This is a genomic window from Streptomyces fractus, assembly GCF_049844455.1.
Classification (GTDB): Bacteria; Actinomycetota; Actinomycetes; order Streptomycetales; family Streptomycetaceae; genus Streptomyces; species Streptomyces fractus.
In genome coordinates this window covers 1-24,171 of the sequence record NZ_JBMYHI010000002.1, presented here as the reverse complement: position 1 = coordinate 24,171, position 24,171 = coordinate 1, and the positions used below count along the sequence as shown (strand labels likewise).

Below are 24,171 nucleotides of genomic sequence, written 5' to 3'. Positions count from 1 at the left end.
TGCGGGCAGTTCCAGAGGTGTTGCGGTTGCACCGGTCGGGTGGCGATGCGGAAGCCACCGACGATGCGGGCGTGGAGTGCGTCGTGCGTGATGCGTTGGCGATTACCTAAATCCAATGGATGGACTAAGTCAACGCCTGCTGCATAATCTCGACGCCGAAACCCGGTGCGCTGGACACGAGTTGGCGAGACCGCCACGACGGACTCGCCCGAAGGAGGAACGCCATGGCGCGCGGCGGCACCAACCTGCCCAGGGTCGGCGGCTACAACCAGGCCGTCGTCCTGGCCGCCATCCGCACCAAAGGGCCGGTGAGCCGCGTCGAGTTGGGGCCGCTGACCGGACTCACCAATCAGACCGTGTCGAACGTCGTGCGCCGGCTGCTCGACGAGGGCCTCATCGCCGAGTCGGGCCGCGCCCCCTCCAGCGGCGGCAAACGCCGCACCCTGCTCACCCCGCGCGCCGACGGAGCCTACGCGCTCGGGGTGCATCTCGACCCGGACGCCGCGGTGATCGTCCTGGTGGACCTCGCCGGGTCGGTGCTGCTCAGCCGCCACTTCGCGCTGCCACGGCCTAGCGATCCGGCCGAGGTGGTGGACCGGGTGGCGCGCGCGGCGCTACGGCTGCCGGGGCGCGCGGGGATCGACCGCAGCCGGCTGCTGGGCCTCGGGATCGCGGCGCCCGGCCCCATCGACGCGGAGGCGGGCGCGATCGTGGACCCGCCGAACTTCGACGGCTGGCGCCGCGTGTCCCTGGTCGACATGTTCGCGCAGGCCACCGGCATGCCGGTGGCGATGGACAACGACGCGACGGCCGCCGCGATCGGCGAACGCTGGATCGGTGGCGAGGCGCGCGCGGACGGCTTCCTGTTCCTGTACATGGGCGCGGGGATCGGCGCCGGCGTCATGCTCAACAACCAAGTACTGCGCGGCGATTCGGGCAACGCGGGCGAGATCGGCCACGCCCAGATCGAACCGGGCGGCCGCCGCTGCGCCTGCGGGAACAACGGCTGCCTCGAACCGCACTGCAACCCCGCCGCCCTGGTCGACGACCTGTTCACCCGACACGGCGCCGCCACCGCACGCCGCATAGGTCTCACAGGTGCCCCCGACGCGGTGCGCGCCGACTGGAAGCTGCTACGGCGTGCGGTGGGCGCCGGGGACGCAGCAGCCTGTGACGTGGTGCGCCTGGCGGGGCGTCGGATGGGGCAGGCGGTGCGTGGAGCCGTCGCACTCCTCGACGTGAGCCGGGTGGTGCTCGGCGGCGAGGCACTCGTCGGCGTGGAACAGGTACTGGGCGAGGAGATCGACAAGGCGGTGAACACGACATCGGTGGTCCGCGCGCTGGGCGGCGTGACGGTCGAACCGAGCCTGATCGGCGAGACGGCCGGGGCGGTGGGCGCCGCGTCCCTCGTCCTGCACGGGCGCTACGCGCCGGGGTGGCGGATGCTGACGGAGGTGCTGGGCTGAGATGGGGGACGGTCGCGTACGCCCCGGCGTCAGCGTGGCGCGGTGTCACTCACTTGCACGCTCTGAGCCGGAGCCGGAGCCGGAGCCGGAGCCGGATGCAGAGCCAGCGCCTGGGTCTTCGCCTGGGCCTTCGCCTCAGCGGCCGACGGTAGCGACCGGCGCCGGATAGGGGGCACGGAAGGTGAACGCCTCGGCCCCCGGCCCGTGTTCACGCACCAGCGCGACCCGCTCCATCGCCTCGGCGACGCTCGGGCGATGGCCCGCCGGCACCCACCACAGGGCCTGGTGCGCCTCGGCCATGCGCTGGAACCACTCGCGGCGCCGGCTCAGCACACGCAGATGATCGCTGTGGTACGTGAACGCCCGCAGCGCCTCGACCGACTCCCAGACCGAGCAGTTGATCAGGATCATGTCGTCGGCGTCGTCGGGACGGAAGCCGGTCGCGTCCTCGCCGACCTCGTCGACCATGCGCCAGACGAATCCGGGGCTGCCGTCGGCGAGCGCGTTGATCTCGGGAAGCTGCGCGACGAAGTCGGCGAGCTCGGGCCCGGTCAGCGGGGCGACGAGGCGGCCGATGTTGACCTGTGCCAGGTGAAAGCCAGTCATGGGCCCAGCATGGCGGAGCCCGCTTCTATAGTCAACGTTCGTTTGTTTTAGAAACGGCCACCGCGCAGACGACACGATCAGCCAGACTTCCTTCGGAACGCCACGCAGCACCCGCCTCCCGGACACGGATCCATCGCAGGCGACCACGTCGCGGGCGCAAGCCCCTCAAGGAGCGCGAGATTCATCCCGCAGATGAGGGCGGGAAACTCCTCGGCCAGCGCATGGAAGGGACAGTTGCGAAGGCGCAGCGTCTCCTCGTCCCAGTAGGGCTGATACCCGCGCTCGGCCAGCACGCCGACCAGGTCGTCGCCGTCCACATCCGGTTGCGCAGCGCCCGCGGCCCGCGCCGCCTCCTGCAACTCGCGGTCCAGGCCCGCGTTCTCCACGGTCGAGGCGAGCAGGTGGCCGACCGAGTCGTAGGACCGGGGCGGCAGGGACACGGCATGCTCACCCTCGGCACGCCGATACACCTTCGTCGGCCGCCCCGCGCCCGGCCCGGTACGCCCGGACAGCCGCCGCGACGACGCGGCCAACAACCCCGCGCCGACCAGCTTGTCCAGATGGAACGCGGCCAGCGACCGCGAGACACCGACCGCCTCCGCCGCCGCGTCACGCCCTACGTCGTCCGGCTGAGCGGCGACGTAGCGATAGAGGCGACGGCGTACGGGATCACTCAGTGCGCCCACTGCTGCGAATGCGGAATCGTCGTTCGTCACACGACAAGTCTATGACCAATGAGGATGCCTAATAGAGAAGCACGGTCAAGGCTGCGCAGCGGCGCGTCCCCGGGCGGGCCGGGCGCTCAACACACCGCCAGCCCCGGCACGGGCTGATCGTTCTTCCCGCCGGTGAGATAGACATCGCTGATGAACACACCGGCGTTGCCGCTGTCGTCATCGGTCTTCGCCCACCACACGTTCGTCCACTTCCCGTACCGCTCCCGCTGCGTGCTCTTGACCTGGCAGTAGAAGTAGTTGGTGCCCGGGTGGATCGTGCCGACGGGACGGTGCTCGGAGTCGTACGAGGTGGTGGAGCGCCACACCCGACAGTTGGACTTGCCGCCGTCGATGTGCGAACAGCCAGGGGAGGGGGTGGCGCTCGCGGAGTCACCGTTGGTGTCATCCGCGGGCTGTGACGGCGAGGAATCGCCGGACGGCGCACGGGTCGACGAGTCGGACGACGAACTGGACGGTGAGACAACCGACTTGGTGCCATCAGCGACCGGCCCCGACGCTCCACCGCCCCCGCCGTCGCCGCCCTGACTGGTCACGACGTAGGTGGCCGCGGCCCCGGCCAGCAGCACCGCGGCCACCGCGGCGACGACGGTGCCGCGCCGTCGAGTGTGGCCTCGCCGCGCGGTGACGGTCGGCGCGCCATGAGGGTCGGGATGATGCGGGGGAGAGGGCACGAGAGGAGCACCCACCGCGAAGGCATCGGCACCGGGCACCGCTGCCTGCCGCCCTTCCCTCCCACGACGCAGTCGCACGGTGTCGGGCGACTGGGGCGGCAGCGGCTCACCCGCGGCCGCGGCCCGCAACAACTGCGCGGCACGCATGGCGTCGGCCCGCAACGCCGGGTCCTTGTCCAGCAGTTCGGTCAGGACCGGCGCGAGCGGACCCGCCTGCTGCGGCGTGGGCAACGGCTCGGTCGCGATCGCGGTGATCGTCGACCAGGTCGACGTGCGCCGGAACGGCGGCGCACCCTCGACGGCCGCGTACAACGAGGCACCCAACGCCCACACATCCGCGGCGGGCCCCACATCGCCGCCGCGGACCTGCTCGGGCGCGAGATAGTCCAAAGAGCCGACGAGCTCACCGCTCCGCGTGATCCGCGTGGCAGCGCCATCACCCGGCTCCTGCAGAGCGGCGATGCCGAAGTCCGTGAGCACGACCCGGCCACCATGCTCCAACAAGATGTTGCTGGGCTTCACGTCCCGGTGCCACACGCCGGCACGGTGCGCGGCCGCGAGCGCGTCCAGCACCTGAGCGCCGATACGCGCCGCCTCGCGAGGCTCCAGCGGACCACTCCGCTGCAACAGCCCCTGCAACGACTCGCCGTCGACGAATTCCATCACGATCACCGGACGGCCCTCGTGCTCGGCGACGTCGTGCACGGCGACCACCCCGTGATGCCGCACCCGCGCGGCAGCCCGCGCCTCACGCTGCATCCGCAACCGCTGCTCGCCCGGATCCGCTCCGTCGGCACCGTCGACCGCACGGAGCTCCTTGACGGCGACCTCGCGCCCCAGCCGCTCATCAACGGCACGCCACACCGTGCCCATCCCGCCACTGCCCAGCCGCCCGACGACGCGATACCGCCCGGCGATCACCCGCCCGTGCCCCGCGCCGCTCGCACGCTCATCCCCCATGGCCCGCACTCCGCCCGTCTCCTGTCGGCCCCTCAGGTCCTGCCGTCCCCTCGAGCCCTGACCACCTCACAACCACCGTAGACACCTGGGGCCCCGATCGGTACACCGGGCCGCGACTCTCCACGGAGCCCTCTCAGTGATCGATGGGAAGTCGGCTTCCGAAGGGTGCATCAATAGCCGTAATGAGCGACAAAGCCCATAAAGGGCAATGCCCTCATTTATCGCTGAAGAGGTTATATAGTCGCCCGACAGCAGACAGACAGGAGTCGCCGTCCATGCCGCGTTTCAGCATCGTGGTCCCCGTCCATCGCGTGCAGGGGTACCTGCGTGAATGTCTGGACTCGGTGTTGGCACAGGAATACGGCGACTTCGAGTTGATCGCTGTCGACGACTGCTCGCCCGACGCCTGCGGCGCCATACTCGACGAATACGCGTCGACCGACCGCCGCGTCCGCCCCGTACACCTCGAGCGGAACGTGGGTCTCGGTCGAGCCCGAAACGCCGGTCTCGAGAAGGCCGTTGGCGACTACGTCGTCTTTCTCGACGGCGACGACACCCTGGCCCCCGGCGCCCTGACCGCGGTGGCCGCTCGGCTCGACGCCACCGCCGACCCCGACCTCCTCGTCTTCGACTACACGCGCGTCTACTGGGACGGCAGCCGGCGGCCCGACAGCGTCGCCCACCTCCTCGCCGAGCAGGGGCCCGACGTCTTCCGGCTCGCGGACCGCCCCAGCCTGCTCGGGCTGCTGCAGGTCGTCTGGAACAAGGCCTACCGGCGCGCGTTCCTCGACGAGCACGGCTTCACCTTCTCCGCCGGATACTACGAGGACGTCCCGTGGACGTTCACCGCGCTGACCACCGCCGAGCGGATCGCCGTCCTCGACCGGGTGTGCGTCGAGTACCGCCAGCGCCGTCAGGGCGGCAACATCCTGAGCACCACCAGCCGCAGGCACTTCGACATCTTCGGCCAGTACGACCTGGTCTTCGCACACCTCGACGCCCACCCGGAGCTGGAGTCCTGGCGGGAGTGCCTGTTCGAGAAGATGGTCGACCACTACCTCACCATCTACACCAAGCCCGGCCGGCTGCCCGAGCAGGACAAGGCCGAGTTCTTCCACGAGGCCGCCCGCCACTACCGCAAGCGACGGCCCGACGGCTACCGGCGGCCCGGCGGCCGACGCGGCCACCGCTACGTACTGCTCGAACAGGACCTCCACCCGGCCATGCGCGGCCTGCACGAGACGGTGCGCGGTACCCGGGCCGTGCAGCGCCGGGCCCTGGGCGCGGTCCGCGGCGCCAAGCGTGCCGCGATGGCCGCCCACTACCGGGCCGAGATGTGCCGGCCCATCGAGGACGACCTCGCCGTCTTCTCCTCGTACTGGAGTCGCGGCATCACCGGGAATCCGGCCGCGATCGCCGACCGCCTCGCGCAACTCGCCCCGCACATCCGCCGCGTCTGGCTGATCCGGCCGGACTGCGTGAGCAGGGTCCCGGACGGCACCGAGTACGTACTGGTCGGCTCACGCGCCTACTGGTCGGTCATGGCCCGTGCCAAGTACTTCGTCAACGATGTCAACTTCGCCGACTCCGTGGTCAAGCGTGCGGGCCAGATCCACGTCCAGACACACCACGGCACCCCACTGAAGACGATGGGCATGGACCAACGGCGTTACCCGGCTTCCACCCACATGGACTTCGACGCGCTGCTCAGGCGCTGCGACCGCTGGGACTACGGCGTCTCCTCCAACACCCACTCCACGGCCGTCTGGGAGCGGGTCTACCCCTCGGCCCACACCATCCTCGAGACCGGCTACCCGCGCAACGACGTGCTGGCCGGCGCGCGCGCCACCGAAGTGGACTGGGCGCGACGGGAGTTGGGCCTCGCCGAGGGGGTGACCGCGTTGCTCTACATGCCGACCTACCGCGAGTACGAGGGCTCCTTCGTACCCCGGCTCGACCTCGCCCGCCTCGCGGAAGCCCTCGGCCCCGACACCGTCCTGCTCGTACGCGGCCACTACTTCTACGACGCGGCCCCAGAATCCGGCGAGCTGCGGCGCACCGGCCGGATCAAGGACGTCAGCGGCCACCCCAGGGTCGAGACCCTCTACCTCGCCGCCGACGGCATGATCACCGACTACTCCTCCGCGATGTTCGACTACGCGGTCCTCGACCGGCCGATCGTGATCTACGCCGACGACTGGCAGACCTACTCCGCCGTCCGCGGCACCTACTTCGACCTGCTGCACGAGCCACCAGGTGCCGTCGCCCGCACCCAGGACGACCTGGAAGAACTGCTCACCGAAGGAGTCTGGAACAGCCCCGAGGCCGCCGCCCTGCGGGCCGGATTCCGCCGCCGCTTCTGCCAGTTCGACGACGGCCGCGCCGCTGAACGCGTCGTACGCCGGGTGTTCCTCGATGACACCACCCCGGTCCCGATGACACCGCTCGAACTGCGCCCCGTCGCCCCCGCTCCCACCCGGCCCGCATGTGTGGGCACCGAGATCCCCCACACTCCGGCAGCGAAGGAAGAACGAGCCCGATGAGCACCCGCCTCAGTGTCATCGTCCCCATCTACGACGTGGAGGAGTACCTGCCCGCCTGCCTGGACTCGTTGGCCGGGCAGAGCATGAAGGACCTCGAGGTCGTCATGGTCGACGACGGTTCCCCGGACGGCTCGGCCGCCATCGCCGCCGAGTACGCGGCCCGCGACGGTCGCTTCCGGCTCGTACGCAAGGAGAACGCCGGACTCGGTGCGGCGCGCAACACCGGTCTCGGACATGTCTCGCCGTCGAGTGAATACATTGCGTTCGTCGACAGTGATGACGTCGTACCGCCCGACGCCTACCGGACGATGGTCGGCAGCCTGGACGAGTCCGGCTCCGACTTCGCCACGGGAAACGTGCACCATCTGCGAGGCGAGAAGACCTGGCAGGCGGGGCAGATGCGGATGCTGTCCGGTGAGGCCCGACGCCGGGTTCATATCGCCGACGACCCGCGGCTGATCGCCGACCGGATCGCCTGCAACAAGGTCTACCGGCGCGCCTTCTGGGACAGGTGCGGCTTCTCCTTCCCCGAGGGTGTGCTGTACGAGGACACCCCGGTCGTACTGCCCGCTTACTACCGCGCCGAGGCCGTCGACATCGTCGGCGAGCCGGTCTACTACTGGCGGTTGCGCGAGAGCTGGGCCGCACCCTCGATCACCCAGCGCCGCACAGAACCGCAGTCCGTCCGCGACCGGATCGCCGGGGTCCTCGCCGTCAGCGCCTTTCTTGCTGCGTTGCCCGACCCGCGCGCCGAGGCGTTCAAGCGGGAGTACGACGGCCGGGCCCTGCGCGACGACCTCCGGATCTTCTTGCGCGTACTGCCCGACGGCGACGCTGCATACCGCGAGGCCTTTCTGTCCGAGGCAAACCGGTTCCTGGACCAGATCGACCCCAAGCTGGTCCTCGAACTACCTACTGAACTGCGGGTGCAGTGGATTCTGGTGCGTAAGCACGCCATGGACGAGCTTCTCGACCTGCTCGCCTCACGCCAGCGTTGGGACCGGGTTCCCATCACTGGCCTGCGCCGCAAATACGCCGAGTTCACCCCACTTACCGAGCGCGGCTTCGTGCTGCCCAAGCAGGCCCTGCGGATCGACAAGGAGCTTTCACTGCGCTCGCCGCTGCGTGCCGCCGAGTGGAAGGGCGGCAAGCTCGTTCTCGAGGGTGACGCCTGGATCAGCCGGATCGACTTGCCCGGCCGCCGCAGCAGTGTCAAGGCGATCCAGCTCAAGCGGGACGGCAGTCGCCGCCGCACCCTGCTGCCCGCCGCCAACGTCCATCACCCGCAGGCCACCACTGACTCCGGTCAGAAGTCCCACAACTACGACTGGGCCGGCTGGCGCGTCGAGATCGACCCCGAGAGGTTCCGTAGGCGCGGCGTCTGGCAGGAAGGGCTCTGGCACGTCGGCATTCATGTGTACGCGGGCGGCCTGTTCCGCAGGAGCGCGGTGTGGACACGAGGTGCCGCAACCGCCAACTACCCACCCGTGCACTGGGTGGACGCGGACCACCGGCTCGTTCCTCACAGCGTCCGAGGCGCTCTGAAGGTCCGCGTCGAGCGGGTACGCGCACTGATCACGGACCGCCGATTCGTCGGCGACGTACTGCGTGTGTCGGGTGAACTCCGCACCGAGCTGCGGCCGGACGAGCGCATGTCGCTGCGGCTGACCAACCGCGCCACAGGCGACCGCATGGACTATCCGGCCGTGGTGGACGGCAGCAGCCGTGGCAGCGCGCTCGCTGTCACCGTCCCCCTGGCGGAGGTCGCGCTGCTCGTGAGCCCTGACGGAAGCGCCACTCGCCCAGGCAAGAGCCGCTGGAGCACCGAATGGGTCGCCACGGACGCGCAGAGCACCCAACGCCGTTTCTCCACCGTGGTCCGGGAAGGTCTCGCAGACCTGGCCACGGACTTGTTCGAGCAGTTCGGTGCGGTCGGCGAGGGTGCCGAGATCGCCGTGACGAGTGGGGCCAACGGATATCTGAAGATCACCAGCAGGGCTCGGCGTGCAGTCATCGACCGCATCGGCGAACTCGACGGGAAAATCGTTCTCTCCGGCCGGGCAAGTCTCGCGGACATCGGCCGGAAGCTGGTGCTGTCTGCCAGTAGTCGTGCCGATGAGCGCCGCGGTGCTGTCGACTGGCGCCCCGACGGATGTTTCACCGCGTCCTTCGATCCTTCCGTCATGGGTGGGTCGGGTGGAGGCTTGCCGCTGAGGGCAGGTCGTTGGAACCTGCTCCTCGTGGGCGAGGGTGACCAACCGCGTACGCCCTTCGTCATCGACCGCCTCGCTTTGCCGCAGTTCCCCCTGCACAGCGAACTGAAAGGCCGTCGCTACTGGCTGGAGAACCGGTGGGAGGACTTCCCGCAGCTCAACTGCCGTTCCGAACTGGGCGATGACGAGCGCGGCCCGTACCGCCAGCTCCAGTTGCGCAACAACCTCTACGCGCCGATGCGTGAGAACGAACCCTTGCGTGATCAGGTCTGCTACTTCAGCTACAACGGCAAGCAGTGCTCCGACAGCCCACGTGCGATGCACGAGGAACTGGTCCGCCGGGGGGCGGACTTGCGGCACCTGTGGGTCGTCCGAGACGGGCAGGTCGAACTGCCTGACGGCCTGGAGAAGGTCCGCATGTGGGGCAGCGAGTGGTTCGAGGCCTTGGCCACCAGCCGTTACATCATCACTAACGGACACCTGCCCGACTGGTTCCAGCGTCGTCCGGGCCAGGTCGTCGTCCAGACCTGGCACGGCACCATGCTGAAGCAGATCGGCCACGACATCGCGACTCCGCGCTTCGACCGCGAGTACCACAACCGGCTCGCGCGTGAAGTGGGCAATTGGAGCCTACTGGTGTCCGCCAACCGCTTCTCCACTCCGATTCTGCGCCGAGCCTTCTCCTACCAGGGTGAGATCCTCGAGTCCGGCTATCCCCGAAACGACCGGCTCCACGCTCCTGACCGGGACAGGACGGCCGCCCGCGTCCGCCGAGAACTGGGCCTGCCCGACGGCAAGAGGGTCGTCCTCTACGCCCCCACATGGCGGGACGACAGCGCACACAAGGCCGGCCAGTTCAAGTTCGACCTAAGGATCGACCTTGCCGAGGCCCGCGAACGGCTGGGCGAGGACCATGCCCTGCTGATCCGCCGCCACTCCAACATCGTCGACGTCGTCCCGCAGGCCGGCGACGGCTTCGTGTGGGACGTCTCGGAATACCCGGACATCGCCGACCTCTACCTGGTGGCCGACGTCCTGATCACCGACTATTCCTCGGTGATGTTCGACTACGCGCACCTCGAGCGGCCGATGCTGTTCTTCACGTACGACCTGGATCACTACCGGGACACCCTGCGCGGCTTCTACTTCGACTTCGAGGCCGACTCCCCGGGGCCGTTGCTCCGGACCTCGGAAGAATTGATCGAGGCGATCCGGGACATCGAGAAGGTACACATCGCGCACCAGGACCGGTTCGCGCGCTTCCAACACCTGTTCTGCGACCTGGACGACGGCAAGGCCGCCGCCCGGGTCGTCGACCGGATGCTGGAGCAGGCCGAGGAGGTCTGACAGGACCGGCCCGCCGAGGAGGGAGGCTCCGGCCCGCGGCCGGATCCTCCCTCCTCGGCGCGCCGACTACCCGACCATCGAGTGCGTGGCTTTTCCTGTCTCTCCCCGGAACACCAGCGTCCTGGTCCCCCAGAAGCGCAGCAACGTGGCCAGCGCCATGCCGACTCCCGCTCCGGAGATCGTGTCGGCGCGCTGCGAGGTGAAGCCGAGGGCATAGTGCGATACGCCCAGGCACGCGAGCTGTACCAGGGCGCCCGCCATGTTGACCGCGAAGAAGACCGCGTACTGCCTGACGCGGGAAGCCTGTTCATGCCCGCGCCGCCGGTAGGTGCCGAGGGCGTTGCCCACGTATGCCACCGTGCAGCCGGCCACGAAGCCCGCCACTTTGGCGGTGATCGGATCCCAGCCGACCGGTCCGCGCAGCCACACGAAGACGGCGAGATCGGCGGCGTACGCGCAAAGTCCCGCCGCCGCGAAGCCGATGATCTCCGAACGGGTTACGGCCACGGTGACCACCAGGGCGTGCGAGGGCTCACAGCTCCGCGACCTGGAGGCCGAAGAGCGTGAGCCAGGCGAGGGCGATCAGGGCCAAGGGTGGATCCCGGAGGATGACGTCCTCCGGCGCGCCCGCGCTGCCCCGGTCGGCGAAGACGGCGTAACGCAGGACCGCGAGGATGAAGGCCACCATCGACAGCTGCCGCCAAGGCAGCAGCGTCGCGTCGGTGAAGCCCCTGGACTCCATCGCCCACAGGCAGTACGCGAGCACCGAGACCCCGGCCGCCAGTTGCCAAACGAACCGGAGGTATCCGGTGGTGTACTCGGTGAGCAGCGCACGCGTGGCGCCGTTCTTGCCCTCCATGTTCACGGCTTCCGAGTAGCGCTTGGCCGACACCACGAAAAGCGCCCCGAAGCCCGTCGTGATCAGGAACCAGCGCGACAGCGGGATCTCGAGCGCCACTCCGCCGATCATCGCGCGCATCAAGAAGCCGGTGGTCACGACGACGAGATCGACGACGAGTACATGCTTGAGGCTGATGCAGTAGGCGAGTTGCATGCCCACATACGCGGCCAGCAGGGCGGCGGTCATGGGAGTGCACAGGAACGCGGCCGCTGTCGGGGCAAGTACGGCGAGGAGGCCGCCCGTCACGTAGGAGACGGATACCGGCACCTGGCCCGCCGCGACCGGGCGGTGGCGCTTCTGCGGGTGTGCGCGGTCGGCTTCGGCGTCGCGCGCGTCGTTGATCAGGTAGATCGCGGACGCGGCGGCCGTGAACAGGGCGAAGACGAGGGCCAATTGGGTGAGGGCGCCACGTGAGAACAGCTCGCCCGCGGCGGCCGGGGCGGCCACCACCAGGCCGTTCTTGACCCACTGGCGTGGCCGCGCGGTCCTGAGCAGACCGAAGGGCAGGCCGATCGGGGAGGGACGCTGTGTGCTCGCGCCGGGGCGGCCGCTCTGATCGAGCAGCGCGGTGCGTTCAGGCATGCCGACCTCCCCGGCCCGCCCATGCGGCACCCGCGCGCGCGGTGAGCGCCCCGAGCGCGGCGCCCGCCGCGACATCGCTCGGGTAGTGCACGCCGACGACCAGTCGCGATACGCACATCACGGCCGCGAGCGGGGGCACGATCCGCGCCCCGGCCGGGCGCAGCGCTCCGTAGGCGACAGCGGCAGCGGCGGCCGACGTGGCGTGCGAGCTGGGGAAGGAGTGCCGGCCGGCCGTCGCCACCAGAGGCTCCACCTCGGGACGCGCGCGGCGCACCACGCGCTTGAGGCCCATGCTCGCGAGATGAGCGGTCGCCGTCAGGGCCGTGGCCCGCAGCCAGCAGGTGCGCCGCTCGCGGTCGAGCGCGGCCCCGGCGAGCCCGGTGGCGATCCACAGAGCGCCGTGCTCACCACTGAAGGAGAGCGCGCGGGCCACGGACGCCACATGCCGGTCACCGCCACACTCACGCAGCGCCGCAAGGAGTCTGTCGTCCAGGTCGCGCATGAAAGGCCCTTTCTTAAAACCTGAATGAATCAACCGAAAAGGGACTTTCATCTATCCAGGTCGTGGGTGGCCCGTACCGGGACCTGTATCGCGACCCGCCCGGTGGCCACCTAATTGGCCTAGGAAGCTCCGGTTTCCACCTCAATGACCGTTACTGTCGCCCCCATGTCATCCCGGACGACATCGAAATCACCTGATTCCCCCAACCTGCCTGTTCCGCTCGCCGGTTGGGGCCGCACCGCGCCGACCACCGCCCGACTCGCCAGGCCGCACACGTATGAGCAGGTCAGAGCCGGTGTCCTCAACTGCGGCGCGCGGGGCGGTATCGCCCGAGGACTGGGACGGGCCTACGGTGACGCGGCGCAGAACGCGGGCGGCGCCGTCTGGGACATGACCGCACTCGACCGCGTACACCGCATCGACGCGGACGCGGGCCTGGTGGAGTGCGACGCGGGAGTCAGCCTGCACCGACTGATGGAAGTACTGCTTCCGCTCGGCTGGTTCGTACCCGTGACCCCCGGCACCCGCTATGTGACGGTCGGCGGTGCCATCGGCGCCGACATCCATGGAAAGAACCATCACGTCTCCGGGGCGTTCTCGCGGCACGTCTCGACGCTCGAACTCCTGACGGCCGATGGGACGGTGCGCACGGTGCGCCGCGGCGAGCCACTCTTCGAAGCGACTGCGGGTGGCATGGGCCTGACCGGCGTCGTCCTGCGCGCAACCATCGAACTGCTCCCCGTGCAGACCTCTTTGATGACGGTCGACACCGAGCGCGCCCGTGACCTCGACGACCTGATGGCCCGCCTGACCGCCACGGACCACCGCTACCGCTACTCGGTCGCCTGGATCGACCTGCTCGCCCACGGGGCCGCCCTGGGCCGCTCGGTGCTCACCCGCGGCGACCACGCGCCCCTGGATGCTCTGCCCGCGCGGGCGCGCGCAACGCCCCTGCGCTTCCAACCGGGCCAACTGCCCTCGCCGCCCTCCTTCGTACCCGAAGGACTGCTCGGCCGAGTGAGCGTCGGACTCTTCAACGAACTCTGGTACCGCAAGGCACCCCGCGCGCGTACTGGAGAACTCCAGAAGATCTCCACCTTCTTCCACCCGCTCGACGGCGTACCGCACTGGAACCGGATCTACGGGCGCAGCGGCTTCGTGCAGTACCAATTCGTCGTCGGACTCGGCCAGGAGAACGCCCTGCACCGCATCGTGCGGCGCATCTCCGAGCGGCGCTGCCCGTCCTTCCTCGCCGTGCTGAAGCGTTTCGGGCCAGGGGGATCAGGCTGGCTGTCGTTCCCCACGCCCGGCTGGACGCTCGCCCTCGACCTCCCCGCGAACCTCCCGGAGCTCGGCCCCTTCCTCGACTCGCTCGACGGCGAGGTGGCCCAGGCGGGCGGCCGCATCTACCTCGCCAAGGACTCCCGGCTGCGCCCGGAACTGCTCGCCGGCATGTACCCGAAGCTCGCCGAATTCCAGTCCCTGCGAGCCGAGTTGGACCCAGCGGGTGTCTTCACCTCGGATCTCGCCCGCCGCCTGCACCTGTAGACGCAGCCCATCCCGTACGCCCAGGAGAACGCCCATGAAAGACGCCTTCGGCGCCCCGCAGTCCCTGCTCGTCCTCGGCGGCAGCTCCGAGATCGGGCTGGCCACCGCCCGTCGCCTCGTCGCCCGCCGCACCCGCACCGTCTGGCTCGCGGGCCGCCCGTCACCGGCTCTGGAGGGCGCCGCCACCCAACTGAGGGACCTGGGCGCCGACGTACACACCGTCGACCTCGATGCCCTGGCCCCCGACACCCACGAGGCGGCCCTCGGCAAGGTCTTCGCCGAGGGCGACATCGACATGGTCCTGCTCGCCTTCGGCCTCCTGGGGCACCAGGAGCGTGACGAGATCGAACCGATGTCCGCGGTACGGGTCGCGCAGACCAACTACACCGGCGCGATGTCGGCAAGCCTGATCTGTGCGAGCGCGCTCAAGAGCCAGGGACACGGCTCGCTCGTCGTCCTCTCCTCGGTCGCAGGCGAACGCGCCCGCCGCGCAAACTTCATCTACGGCTCCAGCAAGGCCGGCCTCGACGCCTTCTCCCAGGGCCTGGGCGACGCCCTCCACGGCTCCGGCGTCCACGTCATGATCGTCCGCCCCGGCTTCGTCCGCACCCGCATGACGGCCGGAATGCCCGATGCGCCCCTCGCCACCACCCCCGACGCCGTCGCCGAGGCCATCGAATCCGGCCTTCGGCGCCGCACGGAGACAGTGTGGGTTCCGGGAACTCTCCGTTACGTCATGTCGGGCCTGCGCCATGTGCCGCGGTCGGTGTTCCGGCGGCTGCCGCTGTAGGGCACAACGCGACGCAAACGCTGTCGACGCAACTGGCTGTCGCAGTGGGCCCCGTGGGGCCGTACTCATCCCTGTTCGCTCCGAAGAAGGCCCTGCAATGACCACATCGAACACTGCCACGGTCCCGGGGCAGTCCGAGCACACAGCCGGCCGGTCCGCGACCCGCCCGGCGCCCATCCGCCACTGGCCCGACGCCGTCGCCGTCGCCATGGGCACGCTCCTGATCACCTGGCACGGCACGTGGCTCGGCCGCTGGATCGTGGACGACGCCGCGATCACCTTCGCGTATGCCCGCAGCATCGACGAGGGCCTCGGGCCCGTGCAGCAACCCGGGGCCGAACCCGTCGAGGGCTACTCCAATCCGACCTGGCTCGCGTTGCTGGTCATCGGTCGTAGACTCGGCCTGTTCGACCACGGCAGCTGGTTCGGCGTACCCGACCTGGTGCTGTTCCCCAAATTGCTCGCAGTGTTGTGCGCGGCAGGCATCCTGCTCGCGATCGCCTGCGCGGCGCACCGCCTGGTCGCCCGCCCCTGGGTCGTGACCGGACTCGCCGGCGTGCTCCTGGCAGCCAACCCCTCTTTCGTGGCCTGGACGTTCTCCGGCCTGGAGAACCCGCTGTACGCCCTGCTCGCCGTCGTGCTCGCGGCGGTCCTCGTACGCGCGATCACCAGCGGCACCCTCGTGACCCGGCGCACGGCGATCACCTGCGGGCTGCTCGCAGTGGCCGCCGCACTGACCCGACCTGACGGGGCGGTGCTCGCGGGCGCCTATCCACTCGTCCTGCTCGTGACCCTGCGCCGCCCCGAACTCACCGCCCGGCTGCGGGCGGCGGCGTACGGCGTCGGCGCCTTCGCCCTGCCTTACGCGCTCTTCCTCGTCCTGCGCCACGTCGAGTTCGGGCGGATCGTGCCCAATACGGCGGTGGCCAAGTCGCAAGGGCTGCCCGACGTTCGGACGTTCGCGCAGACCTCAGGCGAACTGCTCTCCTTCGCGGGCTGGCCGACCGTCGTCGTCACCGTCGCCGTGTGCGCGGTGGCACTGACCCGGCGCGGGCGCCTCGCGGCGGCACTGCCCGGGGTCCTGGTCCCCCTCGGCCTGACCCTGTTCGCATTCGGCGTCCTGAACCCGGACTGGATGGGCATGTACCGGTTCGCAACTCCCGTATGGGGCCTCGGAGCCATGGCACTGAGCCTCGCTGCGGTATCGCTGGCCGAGCAGGCCGCGCCGCACCGCAGGATGCTGTTCGCGGCCGCCCTGGTGGGGAGCCTGCTGTTCTCCGTCGCGGCCCAGTGGGCACCCGCCGCCAACTTCCGCGCCAAGCCGACTTTGGCCATGTGCATGGTCGTCAAGCGACATGGGGTGCTCTTCAACGAGTACGCCGACCGGCTGGGCGTCAGGCACGCGTCGGTGCTGACGCCCAGCCTCGGCGGCACGCTGCTCACCAGCAAGCTCAAGGTCTACGACCTCGCAGGCCTGACCGAGCCGCGCATCGCCGACTACCTGGCGGCCGATGACATCAAGGGCCTGCAGGCATACGCACTCGACAAGCTGCGTCCGACCTTTGTGCACGCCACCGACAGCTGGGCCGACAAGACCGGTATGAAGGAGCCGCTGCTCGTATCAAAGGGCTACGTGCCGCTCTACCGCACGTCCGACGGCGCCGGCGCCTGGGTGCGGGCCGACGCCGTGGGACATTCCGAGCGGCTGCCGGCCGTACGCGCCTGGACGCGGCGGGTGCTGCCCACCGCCCACACCGAAGACCGCCAGCGCTGCGGGCAGCACCTGACACCGGGCCTGACCGCGGCAGGGGCGCACTGGGGATGACGCTGGCAGCGGCCGGCGGTCCTCCGCCGCCGCGTCAGTCCCCGAAGACGATGTCCAGAACGCGGCTCATTCGCACGTCGTAGGTGTGAGTCCCCGGCTTCGCCGTGGCTTCCGCACGGTTGTACTTCCAGCCGTTGTTCACGCCCTGGTAGTGACGATGATGGATCTGTTCGCTGGTCTCGGCGTTCGAGCCGATGACGCTGTGCACGCGCCACTGTGTCGTCTGCCAGTCCATCATCTCCGGGATGACGGTCCACTTCTTCGTCGTCGTGCCGCGGGCACGATGGCGGTAGTCGACAAAGCGGCGCTGGCGCAGGGGGTTCATGGGTTCCATCGTGGCCTTGGCGATCCAGTGCCCCTCGTAACTGACCGCACCGGACTCCGACTCCGCCGCGTGATCGAAGACCGGCCGGGCATCGTTCGTGAGGACCAGTTCGTCGATGTCCGCGTTGATGACGCCCGCCGCCTTGCTGAGGTATCGGAAGCGCCCGTGCTCCATCAGGGAATACTGGCAGTAGTCGGAATCCCAGACCTTGTTCGGGCCGGAATTAGGGCCCCACGGGTAATTCCAGGCGACAACGACAGCCGTGGTGATTCCCGGAACCGAGGCGATGACATCGGCGACGTCCTCGGGGCGATACCTGGTGGAATTGTTGTCGTAGAGGACGATTCCCGTCACGCCGTGCACAACGTGGTAATACCTGAGGAAATCCCTGATCCAGACGAGATCGTTGTCCTTCGATTTCGTGATGATGGTCCGCTGCCCGGCGAACAGGTCCGATTCGTCGGGAGCGATCACCATGCTGAATCTTGAGCCCGCCAGATCCAGCGTCAGATGTCTACCTGGGTGTGCCCCGGTGATCCTCGATCGCTGTGTGCGGCCCCAGTCGCCGAGGGAGACCGAGCCGCTCACGTCGGTGCCGTCCATGTGCCAGTCGGCGCTCTCGAGACCGGCACGCAGATTGCTGGTCGGTGGTCCGGAGAGCCACACGTCGTCGCCGAGCCGGAACGCGTCGTAGAAGAGTGTCCTGCTGTCGAACTTCTCGAGGTAGTCGGGTTGCCGATCGGCGGGGTCACGGGGCGGTTCACGGCGCAGTCCGGAGCTCGCCGGGAGTGTCATTCCGGTCGGCCGTACGACCTTGATGGTCTTGGACTGCTGGTGCCCACGCGCACAGCGAAGGTCACAGGACCCCCTGGCGCGGCGGATCGGCCGGAGGAACTCCTCCAGCGTGAGCGGACCCGGTCTCCGTGGCATCCGCTCGTTCTCGGCTTCCAGTTGGGCGACCCGGCGGCTGAGCCGCGCGATCTCGGTGTTCACCGTGTCAGCAGGCTCCGCCGCGAACGTCACGCTTGTGTGGTCGATGGCCTCAGATGTCATTCTTCACTCCTGATTTTCGGGCTCCTGAACGGTGCGCGCCTGCGCCTTCCGCACGAGACATCACGGCTGAGGACGCCGTACCGGACGCCCGAGCTGCCACACCGTCCAGCCCGCCGTGACCCAGTCGAGTGGGTCGACGCAGGTGCGGACGTCCACCAGCCGGCGTGCGGCCACTGCGGGGGCGGCCGAGGCCGGGAGTTCGGCGTCCTCGCTGAACTGAGGCCACTCGGTTGCCAGGACGGTGACCTCGGCCCCGTCCAGGGCTGCGGCGAGGGTGTCGGCATAGGTGAATTCGGGGTGCAGACGCCGCGCCGTCTCCATCGCCACCGGGTCGTGGATGACGGGGTGGGCACCGGCCTGGAGCAGCCGGCGGGCCAGTTCGAGGGCGGGGGAGTTGCGGACGTCACTGGTACCCGCCTTGAAGGCGGCGCCGAGGAACGCGATGCGCACTCCGGCCAGACAGCTGCTCCCGGCGGCCTCTTCTACGAGGTCGACCGCGGCATCCACACGCCCACGGTTGACGCCCTCGACGGCCTGAAGCAGCGCGACCGCGTTCGTGGCACCGATCTCGTCAAGCCGGTGGGTGAAGGCCCGCAGGTCCTTGGGCAGGCAGCCGCCGCCGTAACCGATTCCGGGCCGCATGCCGGCGTGCCCGATGCGGTGGTCGATACCGATGCCGTGTGCGACGGTCTTCACGTCCGCTCCCGCGAGGGTGCACACCTCGGCCATCGCGTTGATGAAGGAAATCTTTGTGGCCAGGAAGGAGTTGGCCGCCGACTTGATGATCTCGGCCGTCGCCGGCTCGGTCACGATCAGCTCCACGTCCCCGCGGGCCAGAATCGGCGCGTACACCGCCTCGATCGCCTTCCGTCCCTCGGCGCTGGACACACCGGCGACGATGCGGTCGGGGTAGAGCGTGTCCTCGACCGCGTGCCCTTCGCGCAGGAACTCCGGGTTCCACACCAGATCGACGCCGTCCACGGCGCGTTCCGCGATGATTTCGCGGACACGCGTCACGGTGCCAACCGTCACGGTGGACTTGCCGACGATGGTGCAGGGGCGGGTGAGCAGCGGGGCCAGCGCGCTGACGGCGCCGAACACCTGCTCCATGTCGTAGCTCTGGCCGTCCTCGTGCAGAGGTGTGCCGACCGCGATGAAGTGGAGGTCGGCGAAGTCGGCTGCCTCCATGAGGTCGCTGGTGAACCGGAGGCGGCCGGTGGGCACGTACTTCTCGAGCAGGTCGTCAAGACCCTTCTCGAAGAAGGGGCCGCGCCCGCCCTGGAGGATCCGGCACGTGGCCGGGTTGAGTTCGACGCCGATCACGTCGTGCCCGAGCTCCGCCATGGCGGCGGCGTGAGGGGCGCCGAGGTGGCCACATCCGATCACCGAGATACGCATTGCTGTCCTGTCTTTGACGTTCGGGCTTGGACGTTCGGGGTGCCTTGTCGCACCGAAGCGATCAGCGGGGTCCGCCCGTCCGGACCTCGCGTCCGGTCAGTCGAGTTGGAGGACGGTGGAACGGGCTACGTCCTTGACGAAGGTGACGCGTCGGTCGAAGGCTCCCTCGGCCGCCCACATCTTGGTGATGTCGCGCTCGGCCTTGCGGTTGGTGTCGTCGAGGACGACGAGGGCGCCCTTGGCCAGGCGCGGCAGCAACTGCGACATCGCGGGGTAGCGGGCGAGCGGCGCCGTCGGGCGCGGCGGTCCGTCGATGAAGAGCAGGTCGACGTCGGCGACGTCACCGAGGCCGGACAGGTCGTACCACGGCTGTGTGCCGAGGCCCGGGACCTCGGTGTCCACCAGAGGGGCGTCGACGACTGTCGCCCACGACTCCAGGCCGTGGTCCGCGAGCCCTTGCCGGGTCACCTCGGCGAAGTCCCGGTCGTGCTCGATGGACGTCACGTGCCCCTCGCCGCACTTACGGAGCGCTGCCGCCGTCCACAGGGTCGACGCACCGGAGCCGCACTCCAGCATCGTGCGCCGGGCCGGCCGGCCCATCACCTCGTCGACGATGAACAGGACCGTCGGCGCGATCGCGGCCCAATTGGCGCCGAGCACCGGCATCGGCATGTCGCGGTCGATGAGGTGGTCGTAGCGGCGCATCAACTCGGCGACCACATAAGGCTGGTGCTCGAGCTGCTTGCGGATGCCCGTCAGCGCGGCGGTCAGCGTCTTGGTCTGCTGCTGGAGAGACCGCAGGATCTGTTCCGTGTCGGCAGCGCTGGGCGCCGCCTCCATCGGCTTCGACTCAACCGGCTTGACGGCCTGCGGCTTCGCGGGGGCTTTGAAGAGTTTCACGTGTACTTCCCATGAGGATGTCAGTGGCATCACTGAGCGGATGACTGGAGCGCTCGATGGCGTGGCTATGCGCACGGGCATCAGGGCTCCTGGGACAGGGAGCGGTTCGAAGGCACGTCGTCGGGGACGTCGTGCCGCAGGTCGTGCTGTACGGGGTTGGGCTCCGACGGCTCTCCCAGGAACACCCTGCGCACCACCCGCTCCGTGGCATGCCCGTCGTCGTAGGGGCAGAAGCGCGCACGGAAGGCGGCGCGGAGCCGGGTGGACCGGGCGCCGTTCCAGTGGCCGGTGGCGAGGATGTCGATCAATTCGTCCTGCGTCTGGGCGACCGGACCCGGCGGGGAGACACGGATGTCGAAGTAGGTGCCGCGGGCGGCCTCGTACGCCATGTGGTCGTCGGTGAGCAGGACGATCGGGCGGTCCAGGGCCGCGTAGTCGAACATCAGGGACGAGTAGTCGGTGATCAACGCGTCGGAGGCCAGGCAGAGTTCTTCGACCGCCTGGTGGCCCGTCACATCGATCACGCGCGGGTGGGTGTCCGTGGCGTTCTCATCCGTGATCGCCAGATAGTGGGCGCGGGACAGGAAGACGTAGGACGGTCCCAAGTGGCGCGCCAGACGGGCGAGATCCAGGCGGGGCGTCTGGGTGCGCTGATAGTCGCGGTGGGTGGGGGCGTACAGGAAGACGGTCGCGCCCGTGGGGATGCCGAGGAGCTCGCGGGTACGGCTACGGTCGGCCTCGGTCGCCGTCGCGAAGATGTCGTTGCGCGGATTGCCGTACTCGAGGGTGGTGTAACCGGCCGGGTAGACACGCTCCCAGGTGAGGGTGGAATGCCGGTTCGCCGAGAGGCTGTAGTCCCACTTGTCGGCGTTCTCCAGGAGGGTCACGAAGTCCATGCCTGCGCCTGCCGCCGGGTGTTCCTGGAGATCGAGGCCCATCTTCTTCAGGGGCGTGCCGTGGTGGGTCTGCAGCAGGACCTGACCGGGGCGCTTGCGCAGCCTGCGGTCGAAGTTGACGTTGTTGACCAGGTACTTCGCGCGGGCGAGCGCGGTCCAGTAGCCGAACGTGCCGGGGACCAGGCCGCGGGTCGTGGCGGGCACGGTGTGGATGTGAGCGGGGCCCGCGACCCATACCGTACGCATCGAGGGGACCAGGCTGCGCACCGCGGACTCGATCGCGGCAGGGCTGCAGGAGTAGCCACGGTTCCAGTAGGCCGAGAAGACCGCCAGATCGTCCTTGACGGGCAGTCGGCATTGGATGCGGTAGTGGGTCTGCAAGGCCGCACCGCGGGCCAAGTGGGCTGCGCGTCTGAGGTGGTGCAGAGCGCGTGCTCTCGCCTTGCGTGCCCCCGTGATGAGCAGATACGCGCGATACGCGCCCAGGCGTACGAGGCCGTGCCGCATCCGGGTCGGCGGTGTCACCGGGCCGCCAGGGGTGCGGTAACGGGCGTAGTGACGGCGAGCATGACGGAGGAACTCCGCGCGGCTGCCACGCGGCAGCCTCCCGCGGGTGGTGAAGATCGTGCAGAAGTGGTCGATCATTCGCCGGAAGAGCACCCGCCGCCACCGGTCGTCGAGTTCGGGATGCTCCTCGAGGAACGCGAAGACCCGGTCGTACTGGTCGAATACGTCGAAGTGCTTCGTGCTGATGGTGGACAGGATGTTGCCCTGGCGGCGCTGCCGGTAGTGGACGCAGACCCGGTCGAGGGTGGCGACGGAGTCCGCCGCCATCAGCGCCGGATACGTCCAGGCGGTGTCCTCGTAGTAGCCGGGTGGGAAGGTCAGGCCACTCCTGGTGAGGAACTCGCGGCGGTACGCCTTGTTCCAGACGACCATCAGCAGGCGCATGAGCGAGGGGCGATCGGTCAGGGCGAAGGGCTGCGGGCCCGACTCGTTCAGCATCTGCGCGTGCCGGTTGCGAACGAGGCTGCCGTCCCAGTGCGCACGGGCGTAGTCGTAGATCAGGACGTCCGGGCCGCCGGTCTCCTTGACCCGGTCGGCGATGGCGGCGAGCGACCCGGGGGTGAGGGTGTCGTCACTGTCCAGGAAGACGACGTAGTCGCCAGTCGCCCGCGCGAGGCCCGCGTTGCGGGCCCGGCCGAGGCCGACGTTCTGCGGGAGGTGGACGACCGTGACACGCGGGTCACGCGCCGCGTAGGAGTCGAGGATCTCGCCGCAGGCATCCGGTGAGGCGTCGTCGACGGCGATGAGCTCCAGGTCGGTGTAGGACTGGCCGAGCACCGAATCGAGACACGCGTGGAGGTACGCCTGGACCAGATATGCGGGGACGATCACACTGAACCGGGGCAGGGACGTATCCAGCTGTCGACTACGAAAACGGGACATAGGTACATGGAACAACAAAAGATGGATTCAGTTATGTTTCATGTGACGTTCGGCGGTTCGTGGTGTTGGCGCGGTGGGTCATGTGGTGCAACAGGTGGAGCGGTACGGGCCGTTGGTCGGGGCTGCTTGATCGGTTCGTGTGTGTCCCGTGTCATGTTCCGGGCGGTCGATGCCTCTGACGGAGGGGATGTGTCGGGAGGCGTGGCCGGATGCGTACACCGGCGGGGAATGTGCGTCCGGGAGGTTCAAATGGTGAGCTGTTCCTGCTCGTTCGAGTGTTTCCGGCATGCGTTGGGCGTGCCGGAACGGTCGTCAGGGCCGAGCGTGTGGTTAGCGTCGTGCGGCCCCTGGAGGGGTGTTCTACCGAGGGGAAAGGGGAGCAAGGAGGTGGCTGCGGATGCCTGTTGATTCGGTCGACTGCAGAAGAGATGTTTCGCGATGCCCCTAGTTGTTGCTCTCCCGCACAACGTGGCGGCTGTCGCGCAGGCCGGACCGTACCGCCGTGCGTTGAATTTCATGGATCGGAAGCGGACGGCTGTGCAGCGGCAGTTGTCCCGATCGGGGCTCGCCGGCTACGAGCCTCTGACGCAGGCGGCGCTGATGGCGATCGCGCACCGGGCGCCGGAGGGGAGCGCTGTCTACGACGTCGGCGCGCACATCGGCCTGTACGCGAACCTCATCGACGCCGTCTACGGCCGCCGCCTGTCGGTGTATGCCTTTGAGCCCGCGCCGGATACGTCCAGGATCTGTGCGGACATCCGGGATGCGAACGGCCTGGGGTTTGAACTCGTTCGTTCAGCCGTCTCCGACGCGCCGGGCAGCGCGGAGCTGTATCTCTCCCTCAAGTCGGAGTCCTGCAACTCCCTCAATGCGTTCTGCCGCCCGTACACACAATCCGTGACCGTGCCGGTCACCACGCTGGACGACTTCACCCAGGAGCGGCCTGCGCTGCGCCCGCATCTGATCAAGCTGAATGTGGAGACGCTGGAGGGGAAAGCCCTGGCCGGGTCCCTGCGCACGGTGCAAGAGCATCGTCCTTGGATCGTTCTGGAGGTCCTTCCCCGCTCCGACCACAAGTCCCTGGAGCAGAGCCTGAGGGCTGTCACCGAACTCGGCTACGAACTCCATCCGATCCAGGCCGAGACCCCGTGGATCCGTCGATACCCGGAGAACTACCACACGCACGTGAGTCATTGTGGACGTGACTGGCTCCTCGCCCCCGAGCCGTTGACGTACGACTTCCATCACACGATGCGCACTTGGCTGAGAGCGATCCTCGAGTGTGACGAGCGGACCAACGTGGAATTGCTGGAAGGAGCCGCCTTCCCTCGAAGGTGGAACGCCCCCTACTCATCGTTCCTGCCCTCCCGTGGGCACTCCCTCAAGGGCCTGGTTCGCGGGCAGCGGGCTTGAAGAAGCGCCAACTGATTTAAGGGGGAGGGCTAGCAGAATGCGTCGC

General features: G+C 68.9%; 17 protein-coding genes. 7 read left to right on the top strand and 10 right to left on the bottom strand.

The window, feature by feature from the left end; genetic code table 11:
* The first annotated feature begins 224 nt into the window (after positions 1 to 224).
* Positions 225 to 1,466 (top strand): ROK family transcriptional regulator, encoded by a 1,242-nt coding sequence (locus ACP4E5_RS02245; protein ID WP_425824972.1) that lies wholly within the window; start codon positions 225 to 227, stop codon positions 1,464 to 1,466.
* Positions 1,467 to 1,601: 135 nt separating this feature from the next.
* Here the strand turns inward: ACP4E5_RS02245 and ACP4E5_RS02240 are convergent, their stop codons facing one another.
* The 3 genes from ACP4E5_RS02240 to ACP4E5_RS02230 all read right to left on the bottom strand — a co-directional run bounded on the left by ACP4E5_RS02240 (position 1,602) and on the right by ACP4E5_RS02230 (position 4,440).
* On the bottom strand, positions 1,602 to 2,072 hold the full coding sequence (locus ACP4E5_RS02240) for a DUF3291 domain-containing protein (protein ID WP_425824971.1): 471 nt from the start codon (positions 2,070 to 2,072) through the stop codon (positions 1,602 to 1,604).
* 77 nt (positions 2,073 to 2,149) lie between these two features.
* Complete coding sequence (locus ACP4E5_RS02235; RefSeq protein WP_425824970.1) at positions 2,150 to 2,788, bottom strand: helix-turn-helix transcriptional regulator; 639 nt, start codon at positions 2,786 to 2,788, stop codon at positions 2,150 to 2,152.
* A gap of 86 nt (positions 2,789 to 2,874) precedes the next feature.
* On the bottom strand, positions 2,875 to 4,440 hold the full coding sequence (locus tag ACP4E5_RS02230) for a serine/threonine-protein kinase (protein ID WP_425824969.1): 1,566 nt from the start codon (positions 4,438 to 4,440) through the stop codon (positions 2,875 to 2,877).
* 275 nt (positions 4,441 to 4,715) lie between these two features.
* Here ACP4E5_RS02230 and ACP4E5_RS02225 point away from each other — a divergent pair, with 275 nt between their 5' ends.
* Together ACP4E5_RS02225 and ACP4E5_RS02220 are read left to right on the top strand one after the other, a co-directional pair.
* The gene (locus ACP4E5_RS02225) at positions 4,716 to 6,983 is read left to right on the top strand and encodes a bifunctional glycosyltransferase/CDP-glycerol:glycerophosphate glycerophosphotransferase (RefSeq protein WP_425824968.1); all 2,268 of its coding nucleotides are present in this window, start codon (positions 4,716 to 4,718) and stop codon (positions 6,981 to 6,983) included.
* Positions 6,980 to 10,543, top strand: a complete 3,564-nt coding sequence (locus ACP4E5_RS02220) for a bifunctional glycosyltransferase/CDP-glycerol:glycerophosphate glycerophosphotransferase (RefSeq protein WP_425824967.1) — start codon at positions 6,980 to 6,982, stop codon at positions 10,541 to 10,543. Before ACP4E5_RS02225 ends, ACP4E5_RS02220 begins: the two co-directional genes overlap by 4 nt.
* Before the next feature lie 66 nt (positions 10,544 to 10,609).
* Here ACP4E5_RS02220 and ACP4E5_RS02215 read toward each other — a convergent pair whose 3' ends face one another.
* Genes ACP4E5_RS02215 through ACP4E5_RS02205 form a run of 3 tightly spaced genes read right to left on the bottom strand, consistent with a single transcriptional unit; the run spans position 10,610 to position 12,528 of the window.
* Positions 10,610 to 11,050 carry a GtrA family protein gene (locus ACP4E5_RS02215; RefSeq protein ID WP_425824966.1) on the bottom strand — a complete coding sequence of 147 codons (441 nt, stop codon included), beginning with the start codon at positions 11,048 to 11,050 and terminating at the stop codon, positions 10,610 to 10,612.
* Positions 11,051 to 11,075: 25 nt separating this feature from the next.
* Positions 11,076 to 12,026 (bottom strand): decaprenyl-phosphate phosphoribosyltransferase, encoded by a 951-nt coding sequence (locus tag ACP4E5_RS02210; RefSeq protein WP_425824965.1) that lies wholly within the window; start codon positions 12,024 to 12,026, stop codon positions 11,076 to 11,078.
* Positions 12,019 to 12,528 (bottom strand): phosphatase PAP2 family protein, encoded by a 510-nt coding sequence (locus ACP4E5_RS02205; protein WP_425824964.1) that lies wholly within the window; start codon positions 12,526 to 12,528, stop codon positions 12,019 to 12,021. Before ACP4E5_RS02205 ends, ACP4E5_RS02210 begins: the two co-directional genes overlap by 8 nt.
* 165 nt (positions 12,529 to 12,693) lie before the next feature.
* On the opposite strand from ACP4E5_RS02205, the gene dprE1 reads away from it, so the two are divergent.
* The 3 genes from dprE1 (at position 12,694) to ACP4E5_RS02190 (ending at position 16,691) form a co-directional block, all read left to right on the top strand.
* Positions 12,694 to 14,076, top strand: coding sequence for a decaprenylphosphoryl-beta-D-ribose oxidase (gene dprE1, locus ACP4E5_RS02200; RefSeq protein ID WP_425824963.1), 1,383 nt, complete (start codon positions 12,694 to 12,696; stop codon positions 14,074 to 14,076).
* Positions 14,077 to 14,110: 34 nt separating this feature from the next.
* On the top strand, positions 14,111 to 14,866 hold the full coding sequence (gene dprE2 / locus ACP4E5_RS02195) for a decaprenylphospho-beta-D-erythro-pentofuranosid-2-ulose 2-reductase (protein WP_425824962.1): 756 nt from the start codon (positions 14,111 to 14,113) through the stop codon (positions 14,864 to 14,866).
* A 97-nt stretch (positions 14,867 to 14,963) separates the two neighbouring features.
* Entirely contained in the window at positions 14,964 to 16,691 is a 1,728-nt protein-coding gene (locus ACP4E5_RS02190) for a hypothetical protein (protein WP_425824961.1), read from the top strand.
* A gap of 34 nt (positions 16,692 to 16,725) precedes the next feature.
* On the opposite strand, the gene ACP4E5_RS02185 is transcribed toward ACP4E5_RS02190, so the two are convergent.
* The 4 genes from ACP4E5_RS02185 to ACP4E5_RS02170 all read right to left on the bottom strand — a co-directional run bounded on the left by ACP4E5_RS02185 (position 16,726) and on the right by ACP4E5_RS02170 (position 22,676).
* Entirely contained in the window at positions 16,726 to 18,069 is a 1,344-nt protein-coding gene (locus tag ACP4E5_RS02185; RefSeq protein ID WP_425824960.1) for a capsule biosynthesis protein CapZ, read from the bottom strand.
* 60 nt (positions 18,070 to 18,129) lie between these two features.
* On the bottom strand, positions 18,130 to 19,467 hold the full coding sequence (locus ACP4E5_RS02180; protein WP_425824959.1) for a UDP-glucose dehydrogenase family protein: 1,338 nt from the start codon (positions 19,465 to 19,467) through the stop codon (positions 18,130 to 18,132).
* A gap of 96 nt (positions 19,468 to 19,563) precedes the next feature.
* Positions 19,564 to 20,367, bottom strand: coding sequence for a class I SAM-dependent methyltransferase (locus ACP4E5_RS02175; RefSeq protein ID WP_425824958.1), 804 nt, complete (start codon positions 20,365 to 20,367; stop codon positions 19,564 to 19,566).
* An 80-nt stretch (positions 20,368 to 20,447) separates the two neighbouring features.
* Positions 20,448 to 22,676 (bottom strand): bifunctional glycosyltransferase/CDP-glycerol:glycerophosphate glycerophosphotransferase, encoded by a 2,229-nt coding sequence (locus ACP4E5_RS02170; RefSeq protein WP_425841028.1) that lies wholly within the window; start codon positions 22,674 to 22,676, stop codon positions 20,448 to 20,450.
* 504 nt (positions 22,677 to 23,180) lie between these two features.
* Here ACP4E5_RS02170 and ACP4E5_RS02165 point away from each other — a divergent pair.
* Positions 23,181 to 24,125 (top strand): FkbM family methyltransferase, encoded by a 945-nt coding sequence (locus tag ACP4E5_RS02165; protein WP_425824957.1) that lies wholly within the window; start codon positions 23,181 to 23,183, stop codon positions 24,123 to 24,125.
* Positions 24,126 to 24,171: the final 46 nt, after the last annotated feature.